At 65.4% G+C, this 10,074-nt stretch carries 8 protein-coding genes and 1 pseudogene; all 9 read left to right on the top strand.

The features are described 5' to 3' along the window. A partial coding sequence (locus tag AC3WOS_RS27955; protein WP_492720520.1) for a sensor histidine kinase occupies positions 1 to 1,197 on the top strand: 1,197 nt, incomplete at its 5' end. Positions 1,198 to 1,221: 24 nt separating this feature from the next. Next, positions 1,222 to 1,869 (top strand): response regulator, encoded by a 648-nt coding sequence (locus AC3WOS_RS27950; RefSeq protein ID WP_492720518.1) that lies wholly within the window; start codon positions 1,222 to 1,224, stop codon positions 1,867 to 1,869. A 152-nt stretch (positions 1,870 to 2,021) separates the two neighbouring features. Continuing rightward, positions 2,022 to 3,614 carry a GGDEF domain-containing protein gene (locus AC3WOS_RS27945; RefSeq protein WP_492720516.1) on the top strand — a complete coding sequence of 531 codons (1,593 nt, stop codon included), beginning with the start codon at positions 2,022 to 2,024 and terminating at the stop codon, positions 3,612 to 3,614. A gap of 373 nt (positions 3,615 to 3,987) precedes the next feature. Then, positions 3,988 to 5,550 carry a flagellin N-terminal helical domain-containing protein gene (locus tag AC3WOS_RS27940; protein ID WP_492720514.1) on the top strand — a complete coding sequence of 521 codons (1,563 nt, stop codon included), beginning with the start codon at positions 3,988 to 3,990 and terminating at the stop codon, positions 5,548 to 5,550. Positions 5,551 to 5,637: 87 nt separating this feature from the next. Beyond that, positions 5,638 to 6,027 (top strand): flagellar protein FlaG, encoded by a 390-nt coding sequence (locus AC3WOS_RS27935; RefSeq protein WP_492720512.1) that lies wholly within the window; start codon positions 5,638 to 5,640, stop codon positions 6,025 to 6,027. 240 nt (positions 6,028 to 6,267) lie between these two features. Beyond that, positions 6,268 to 8,943, top strand: a complete 2,676-nt coding sequence (gene fliD / locus AC3WOS_RS27930; protein WP_492720511.1) for a flagellar filament capping protein FliD — start codon at positions 6,268 to 6,270, stop codon at positions 8,941 to 8,943. Positions 8,944 to 8,960: 17 nt separating this feature from the next. Continuing rightward, entirely contained in the window at positions 8,961 to 9,401 is a 441-nt protein-coding gene (gene fliS / locus AC3WOS_RS27925; protein WP_492720510.1) for a flagellar export chaperone FliS, read from the top strand. A 3-nt stretch (positions 9,402 to 9,404) separates the two neighbouring features. Then, positions 9,405 to 9,734, top strand: a complete 330-nt coding sequence (locus AC3WOS_RS27920) for a flagellar protein FliT (protein ID WP_492720508.1) — start codon at positions 9,405 to 9,407, stop codon at positions 9,732 to 9,734. Positions 9,735 to 9,748: 14 nt separating this feature from the next. Next, positions 9,749 to 10,074: pseudogene (locus AC3WOS_RS27915) on the top strand (flagellar hook-length control protein FliK); the annotation flags it as partial.

Here is a 10,074-nt window from a genome sequence, read left to right as displayed (position 1 = left end):
CCCGATGACCAAGCCCACCCGATGACCGCCGCCTTCACTCCCCCCGATCCCGCCGCCGTGGCCGCCGAACTGGCCCAGGTCCGGGCCCGCCTGGACGCCATCGTCTCCAACACGCCCGGCCTGGTCTACCAGTTCGTGCTGCAGGCGGACCAGCGCGTGTCCTTCCCCTACCTGAGCGACGGCTGCCAGGCCCTGCTGGGACTGACGCCGGCCGCCCTGCACGCGGCGCCCGAATGTTTTCTGGCCCTGATACTGGAGCCGGACCGCCTGTCCTACCTGGCCGCCATGCAAGCGTCGGCCAGCAGCCTGGCCAGCTGGAACTGGGAAGGCCGGATCTGGATCGAAGCCTGGAAGGACATCAAGTGGATCAACCTGCGCGCCACGCCGCACGCCCTGCCCGGCGGCGCCGTGCGCTGGGAAGGCATCATGACCAACATCACGGAAAGCCGGCGCGAGCAGGAGGAGGTGCGCCATTCGCGCGCCCGCCTGGCCGAGCTGACGGCCCACATCGAGAAGGTCAAGGAACAGGAACGCACCCGCATCGCGCGCGAAATCCACGACGACCTGGGCGGCAACCTGACGGCCATCAAGATGGCGCTGGCCATGCTGGCGGCCCGCCTGCCGCCGGGCGACCAGTTGCTGCATGACAAGGCGGCCTATGTGGACCAGCTGGTCGACCGTACCATCGACGCCGTGCACCGCATCTCGCTCGATTTGCGCCCGCCCCTGCTGGACCTGGGCATCGTGGCCGCGCTGGAGTGGCTGTGCAAGGAATTCGAGCAGCAGGCCGGCTTGCCCTGCGCCTTCAGCGCCAACGCGCGCGAAGTGGCGCTCGACCACGACCAGGCCACGGCCCTGTTCCGCATCGTGCAGGAGGCGCTCACCAACATCGCCAAGCACGCCGGCGCCAGCCGGGTCACCGTCAAGCTGGCCCGCACCCGCCACCAGGTAAGCCTGAAGATCGCCGACAACGGCGGCGGCATCTGGCAGGGCGACCGCGCCAAGCCGGACTCATTCGGCATCCGCGGCATGACGGAGCGGGCCCGCGCCCTGGGTGGCACGTTGACGCTGAGCCACGCCGTGGGCGGCGGCACTGTGGTGGCCGTGAAAATTAAATGCGCTGAACACCGTGCAGGCCGCACCGGGGCGCCCGCCGGCGCTACAATAGCGGATCAGAAAGTTTCCACTGCGAAATAGCGCAACCGAGTAAAAGACGCAACCATGACAGAGAAAGCCATCATCAAGGTCTTCATCGCCGATGACCACGCCATTGTGCGCGAGGGCTTGAAACAGATCCTGGCCGAGACGCGCGACATCGTCGTGGCGGGCGAGGCGGAGAACGGACTGGATGCCGTCAAGCTGTTCCGCAAGGCCGACTGCCAGGTGATCCTGCTCGACATCTCGCTGCCCGACCGCAACGGCATTGAAGTCCTCAAGCAGATCAAGAAGGAAAAGCCGGAACTGGCCGTGCTGATGCTGTCCATGCACCGCGAGGACCAGTACGCCATCCGCTCGCTCAAGGCGGGCGCCTCCGGCTACCTGACCAAGCAGAGCGCCCCGCGCGAACTGGTGACGGCGATCCGCCAGGTGGCCGGCGGGCTCAAGTACATCAGCGCCGCCCTGGCCCAGGAACTGGCCAACCACGTGGGCGAGGACCACGAGGCGCCGCCCCACGACGCCCTGTCGGACCGCGAATACCAGACCCTGACCATGATCGCCTCCGGCAAGACGGTGGGCGCCATCGCCAAGGAACTGTCGCTGTCGGTCAAGACCGTCAGCGAATACCGGGCCCGGCTGCTGGTGAAGATGAAGCTCAAGAACAGCGCCGAGCTGACCCACTACGCCATCAAGAACCAGCTGATCGAATGAGCACGGCGCGCGCCGGACGGGCGAAGTTGCCAAAAAGAATATTTTGTATGCGTTTAATTAAGACATCTTCCGGCCGCTAATCAACGCTATGCATGGCCGCCCGGTCGCCTATCATGATAGGACTGAGTCACTGAAAGAGGCTGTGCGCAACCATGTCTAGCAAACCCACCCCTGCGGCCGCGGCGCAGCAAAACCCGGCCGACATTGCCCGCGAAGCGTTCCGCCGCCTGGCCGCGCGCCGCATCGCGCCCACCCCCGACGCCTACCGCGACATCTACCTGGAAATCGCCGGCCTGCCGCCGGCCGCGCCGGCCGCGCCCCCGGCCCCGCTGGGCAGCGTCGATCCCGGTCCGGAAACGGTGCTGAGCGGCTTCGCCAGCCGCCTGTCGGACGGCGTGGGCGACCTGGCCGAGTTCGGCCGCCGCTTCAACCGCGCCGTCAAGTCGCGCGACTGGGACGGCTACGCCAAGGCCCTGTCGCAACTGGTCGACAAGCACGTCACGGTCAAGAAAGGCATCGAGACGGCGGCCGCCCCCGATTCCGAACAGAGCCGCATGCTGCGCGACCTGCTCAGCCGCACCCTCACCTTCGCCGTCGCCTCGCTGCTGACGGGCACCCCGGCCCTGGTGGCCGAGGCCGAATCGTTGGGCGCGGCCACCAAACAGGCCCACAGCGAGGAAGCGCTGGCCGAGATCGCCGTACGCCTCAAGCAGTTGTGCTACCAGATCGAACTCAAGAGCGGCGACACGGCCGAGCAGCAGGAATTGCTGCTGCGCCTGTTCAAGCTGCTGCTGGAAAACGTCAGCGAACTGCTGGACGACGACAGCTGGCTGCGCGGCCAGATCGACGCCGTGCAGAACCTGATCGCCGGCCCCATCGACCAGCGCGCGCTGGAAGAGGCCACCCGCAGCCTGAAGGACGTGATCTACAAGCAAAGCCAGCTCAAGCACAGCCTGTCGGACGTCAAGCTCACCGTCAAGAACATGATGATGACCTTCATCGACCGCCTGGGCCAAGTGGCCGCCTCCACCGGCGACTTCCATGAAAAGATAGGCGGCTATTCGGAAAAGATCAGCCGGGCCGAGAACATCGCCGAGCTCAACCAGATCCTCGACGATGTGCTGCGCGAAACCCGCATCGTCCAGAACGAGGCGCTCAAGGCGCGCGACAAGATGGTGCTGGCGCGCCAGGAAGTGCAGGACGCCGAGCAGCGCATCCACGCGCTGGAAGCGAAGCTGCAACATATGAGCGAACTGGTGCGCGAAGACCAGCTGACGGGCAGCCTCAACCGGCGCGGCCTGGACGATGTGTTCGAGCGCGAGACGGCCCGCGCCGACCGCCGCGGCACCCCGCTGTGCATCGCCCTGCTGGACCTGGACGACTTCAAGCGCCTCAACGACACCTACGGCCACATCGCCGGTGACGCGGCCTTGAAGCACCTGGTCAAGATCGTCAAGGAAACGCTGCGTTCGATGGACGTGATCGCCCGCTTCGGCGGCGAGGAATTCCTGATCCTGCTGCCCGAGACGACGGTGGAGGCGGCCTCGCAGACGATGACGCGCCTGCAGCGCGAGCTGACCAAGCACTTCTTCCTGCACGATAACGAGAAAGTGCTGATCACCTTCTCGGCCGGGGTGGCCCTGCGCCGTCCCAACGAGGAGCAGGGCGAGCTGGTCAAGCGCGCCGACAAGGCCATGTACCAGGCCAAGCAGTCGGGCAAGAACCGGGTGGTGGTGGCTGACTGACGGTCTCCGCCCCTGCTTGTCGCCGCCCCGGGCCGGCGCCAGCGATGGCGCCGGCCTTTTTTTGGCCGTTCCGGGCCGCCATTGTTGCCAACCAAGCCATCATTTAGCCCCCACCCTGTCCAGATCCGGCGGAAATAAAGGCCAAAATATAATTATTTTCACCCTAAAGATTCGCCGCTTGCTGTCGTTTAACGGGGCAAGCGGACGAACTTTAGGCTCAAAAAATAAAATTTAACGTGTTTTCTCCTCTCAATTTTCCCGTGCGGCAACCGTTATCGATTACAACAGCGGTTTGATTGTCTCGGAACGCGGAGACAGACCAAAGTGAAATGAGCACCTCGCCCAAATCGAAGTACTAGTCTGGAGAAACATCATGGCTGCAACCATCAATACCAATATTGCCTCGCTGAATGCACAACGCAATCTGAACACCTCGCAAGCTTCGCTGTCGACTTCGTTGCAACGTCTGTCTTCCGGCCTGCGCATCAACAGCGCCAAGGACGACGCCGCCGGCCTGGCCATTTCCGAGCGCTTCACTTCGCAAATTCGGGGCGATACTCAGGCAGCACGCAACGCCAACGACGGCATCTCGCTGGCGCAAACGGCTGAAGGTGGTTTGAGCACCGCCGGCGACCTGCTGCAGCGTATCCGCGAACTGGCCGTGCAATCGGCCAACGGCACCAACTCCGATTCGGACCGCAAGTCGATCCAGAATGAGGTATCGTCGCTGTCGAAGGAACTCGATCGCGTCGCCACCACTACCCAATTCAACGGCCAGAACGTACTGGACGGCTCGCTGACCGCGGCCCAGTTCCAGGTTGGCGCCAACTCCGGCCAGACCATCAACGTCGGCATCCAGTCGGCCAAGGCCGGCGACATCGGCAACAACAGCCTGTCGGCCGTCTTCGATGGCGCCGCCGGTGGCAAGCTGTCCGACGCGGTTGCCGCCGGCGCCCAGGTGGCCGGCCACCTGGCCAACAGCCAGGGCGCCGACACTCTGGTGGTCACCTCCAGCAATGGCAGCACGACCAATGTCACCGTCGGCGCCGGCGACAGCGCCAAGAAAATCGCTGCCTCCGTCAATTCGCTGTCGAGCCAGACCGGCGTGACGGCCAGCGCCACCACCACCGCCACCCTCGAAGGTCTGGGCCTGGCCGATGGTTCGGTGCAGTTCACCCTGCGCGGCGACAATTCGCTGGAGTCCGATTCCAATTCGACCGGCGTCACCATTTCGGCCAAGGTCAAGGGCGGTGACTTGTCGGCGGTGGCCCAGGCTGTCAATGCCCAGACCAACACCACCGGCATCTCGGCCTCGATCAAGACCGGGAGCAGCGGCGCCAAGGAACTGCAGCTGACCAATAGCAGCGGCGCTGACATCGAAATCCTGAACACCAACGGCGCCAGCGACGACATCCTGAAGGCCGCCACCACCTTCGTGCGTGGCACCGACCAGCCAGCCGTCGGCAGCACCGCCGCCGTGGCTGCCCTGCATCAGAGCGGTCTGGTGCAGAACGACGCCATCACCGTGGGCGGCAAGCTGAGTTTCTCGTCCGACGCTGGTTTCTCGCTGAACGCGACCACGGCCACCATCGTGAATGGCTCGACCGGTTCCGACCTGCAGTCGGTGGCCAAGGTGGACGTATCGACCGTGGACGGCGCCAACGCAGCCCTGAAGACGATCGACTCGGCGCTGAACGCCATCAACAGCAACCGTGCCTCGCTCGGTGCGATCCAGAACCGCTTCGCCTCGACCATCGCGAACCTGCAGACGACGACGGAGAACCTGTCCGCCTCGCGTAGCCGGATTCAGGATACCGACTTTGCGGCGGAAACGGCCAACCTGACCCGCGGCCAGATCCTGCAACAAGCCGGTACCGCGATGTTGGCGCAGGCTAACTCGCTGCCGAACGGCGTGCTGTCGCTGCTGCGTGGTTAAACCCGTGTAGCGATGGACACACATCGTTAAAACCCGGTTCCCCGGCTGCCTTGCGCAGCCGGGGATTTTGCACTAACAGGAACCATCATGACCATCGACTCATTAAGTGCTGCCCCGGCAGCGCGCCCGATCGAGCGCCATCCTGCCGGCCACGATGCCGCCCTCGTCCCTGGCGGCGCGGCGCGGGCTCCCGCCACCGCCGTCGAAACGGCCGCCGCGGTTCAGAAAGCGGCCGCCGTGCCGACCCTGGACCAGGTTTCCAAAGCCGTGTCGCAACTGAACCAATCGCCCCAGGCACGGGCCCAGGGACTGGAATTTTCCATCGACAAGGACAGCAAGCGTACCGTCGTCAAGGTGATCGACCAGACCACCAAGGAAGTGCTGCGTCAGATTCCGTCGCCCGAAGCGCTGGAAATCGCCAAATCGCTGGCGAATACCAGCCACAACGCAGGCCTGCTCATCAAGCAAACGGCCTGAAGCGGCCGCGCCCAGGGGCGCGCCGCTTTTCCTTCCTTCATGGCATGCTTGCGCTATGCTGTAGACATGCGCCAGGCACCACCGCCTTTGCCCGCTTTGCCGCGGCCGCCCGCCCCCTCCCCGCGCCGCCGCATGCCGTTTTTTTATGCGAATCTCAAACAGACTGGCATTTCCCCCTCTCAAGTCCTCTTTGAATGTGCCGATAATGACTTATATTGTTGCTTTCCTTAGGAGTCCAACGTGGGCATCTCATCTCCCGGTATCGGTTCTGGCATCGACGTCAACACCATAGTCAGCAAGCTGATGCAGGTGGAGTCCGCCCCGTTGGCGGACTTCGATAGAAAATCGGCCAGTTATCTGGCCCAGGTATCGGCCTTCGGCAACCTGTCCGGCGCCCTGGGTTCATTCCAGGGCTCGCTCTCGTCGCTGACGTCGCTAGCCAGCTTCCAGTCGCTCAGTGCCACGCCCAGCGATTCGACGGTGCTGAGCGCCAACGCCACCACCAAGGCCCTGCCTGGCAGTTACCGCATCAATGTCAGCCAGGTGGCCCAGGCCCAGACCCTGGCCTCGGGCGGCTACAAGAGCACCACGGCCGCCATCGGCCTGGGCGCCACCACCACCATCAATTTCACGCTGGGCACGGTATCGGGCGGCACCTTCGGCCTGACCGGCACCACCTTGGGCGCCAGCATGCTGACCGGGGGCCTGACCCCGGGCGCGCTGACCATCAACGGCAGCGCCATCGCCACCGACGGTAGCACCCGCAGCGCCCGCTTGCTGGCCGACGCCATCAATGCCAAGAGCGGCACCACGGGCGTATCGGCCAAGGCGGCGGCCACCGTGACCAGCGCCACCCTGTTCGGCGCCGGCACTTTCGGCGCCGTCGACACCAGCGGCGGCGGCACCTATGCGCTGACGGTGGGTGGGGTCACCATCGCCAGCCAAGCAACCAACGTGGCCGCCAACGGAACCGGCGGCGTCAACGTGGCGGCGCTCGATACGGCACTGACGGGTGACACGGCCGTCACCCGCGCCCTGGCCGACGCCAACATCACCTTCAGCGGCACGGCCGCCGCCGGCACCTTGCAGTTCACCAACGCCGATGGCGCCAACATCAACGTGGCCGAGACCGTCAGCGGCACCGTCACCGGCGGCATCGGCAACAGCGGCACGGCCAATACCGGTTCCACCACCACGGCCGTCAGTTCCATCACACTGACCTCGGCCGATGCCAGTCCGATCACGGTGGGCGGCACCAATCCGGCCGCCGCCGGCTTGACGGCCGGCGTGGGCGGTGCCTATCTGGGCGCAGGCTTCACGGCCGACCCCGACCGCACATCAGGCAGCATCGTCATCGACAGCAGCAACAACACCTTGCAAGGCATCGCCGCCGCCATCAACAAGGGGAATTTCGGTGTCACGGCCAGCCTGGTGTCGGACGGCGCCACCGGCACCAATGCCACCCCCAACCACCTGGTACTGACCTCGAGCGCCACCGGCGCCTCGTCGACCATGCGCATCACGCTCAGCGGCGCCGGCGGCAATCCGGCCGATCCGGACCTGGTCAGCTTGCTGGGCTACGACCCGGGCGGCACGCAAAACATGAGTCAGAAAGCATCCGCACTCGACACCCTGGCCAACGTCAACGGCATTGCCGTCAGCAGTAGCAGCAGCAGCATCAGCGGCGCCATCGCCGGTGTCTCGCTCAGCGTCAACAAGACCGGCAGCAGCAGCCTGACGGTGGCGCGCGACACGGCCTCCTTGACCACCTCGGTGAACAGCTTCGTCAAAGCTTATAACGACCTCAACAACCAGATCACGCAGTTGTCCGGCTATGACGCCGACACCAAGACCGGCGGCCCGCTGCTCGGCGACGCCACCGTGCGCAACCTGCAGGCCGCCATCCGGCGCCAGCTGTCGACCCAGATCACCGGACTCAAGGGCAATCTGACCAACCTGTCCCAGGTCGGTATCTCGTTCCAGAAAGACGGCTCGCTGACGCTCGACTCGTCCAAGCTGAACAAGGCGATCACCAGCAATTTCAACGACATCGCCGGCCTGTTCGCGGCCGTCGGCAAGACCAGCGACAGCAAGATCAGCTTCGTCAGTTCCACCTCGGCCACCAAGGCCGGCGACTATGCGGTCGACATCACCACCCTGGCTACCCAGGGCAGCCTGACCAGCGCCGCCGCCCTGCCGGCCACCACCGTGATCGATGCCGACACCACCTGGACCGTCAAGCTGAACGATACGGCCACGGCCGCCAGCACCGCCACCGTCACCGTGCCGGCCGGCAGCTACACGCCCAGCCAACTGGCCACGGCGTTGCAATCGTCGATCAACGGCGTGAGCGGCTTTGCCAACGCGGGCTGGACCGTCAGCGCCACCATCGGCACCGACGGCACGCTCAAGCTGCAATCGAACCGCTACGGCGCGCAATCTAACATCAGCCTGATCGACGACACGGGCAGCACCGTCGCCTCCGTGTTCGGCGCGGCCACCTCGGTGGGCGGGGTGGACGTGGCCGGCACCATCGGCGGCTATGCCGCCACCGGCGACGGCCAGACCCTGACCGGCACGCCAGGCGCCCCGATCGCAGGCCTCAAACTCACCATCGACGGCGACACCACGGGCGCCCGCGGCGACATCGGTTTCTCGCAGGGCTATGCTTACCAGCTCAACAATCTGGCCGGCAATTTCCTCGGCTCCAAAGGCTACATCACCAGCCGCACCAACGGGCTGAACCAGACAGTCAAGGATATCGGCAAGCAAAAGGATGCGCTCAGCGCCCGCCTGGTCGATGTCGAGGCGCGCTACCGGGCCCAGTACACCAAGCTCGACACGCTGATCGCCAGCTTGAACAGCACCCAATCTTATTTGACGCAACAATTGGCGGCCATCGCCAAGAACGGTTAATTCACAGGAGACAGACAATGTTCGGATCCCGACAAACTGGCGTACACGCCTATGCCAAGGTAGGCATGGAAACGGGCGTGCTCGCCGCCAGCCCGCACAAACTGATCGTGATGCTGTTCGACGGCGCCCTGGTGGCCATCAACGTCGCGCTGGTGAGCATGCGCTCCGGCAATATCGGCGAGAAAGGCAAGTCCATTTCGAAAGCCATCATGATCATCGACAGCGGCCTGCGCGCCGCGCTCGACAAGAAGGCCGGCGGCGAGATCGCCGAAGGCCTGGACGCCCTGTACGAATACATGAGCGCGCGCCTGCTGACGGCCAACCTGCAGAACGACCCGGCCATCCTGGAGGAAGTGCAGCGCCTGCTGACGGAACTGCGCGACGCCTGGAACGCCATCGGCGAGGCCCCAGCCACCAGCGCCAAGACCGCCCCTACTCCCACCCTCGTGAGCGCCTGACCCATGATGACTAGCCAAGAAATATTGACCGTGTACGCCGCCATGGCGGCCCTGACCGAACAGATGGTGCAAGCTGCCGGCGCCAGCGACTGGGACCGGCTGGTCGAGCTCGAGCAGTGCTGCGCGGCCCACGCCCAGCGCCTGCGCGCGCAGGAACCGGCCCAGCCCATGCAGGGTGCCCAGCGCGAACGCAAGATCGAACTGATACGCCAGATGCTCAACGCCGACCGCCAGATCCGCGACCTGACCATGCCGTGGATGGCCCAGTTGTCCAGGCTGATCAATAACGCCGGCACGGAACGGCGCCTGGTCAACGCCTACGGCAGCGTCTGACGCTGGCCGGCGCCATGTTGCCGCGCCTGGACGCCACCGTCGCGCCGCTGACCGCGGCCGATGCGGTGCATGGCACGGCGCCCATCGGCGACGGCCGCCAGGCCGCGTTCCAGCGCAGCCTGCAGGCGCTGGTGGGCCAGTCGCTGCAGGCGCAAGTGCTGTCCAGGTACAGTGACGGCAGTTTCCTGGTGCGGGTGGCCGACAATGCCGCCCGCATGTTGCTGCCCCCCGGGGTGCAGGTGGGCAGCGAAGTGCCGCTGACCGTGCTGGCGGCCCAGCCCCGCCCCACCTTCCAGCTCGCCAACGCGGCGGGCACGCCCGCCACCGTCGTCTATTCCGA

This window comes from Rugamonas sp. FW305-51, assembly GCF_058786935.1.
This window is presented reverse-complemented; position numbering and strand designations above follow the sequence as displayed.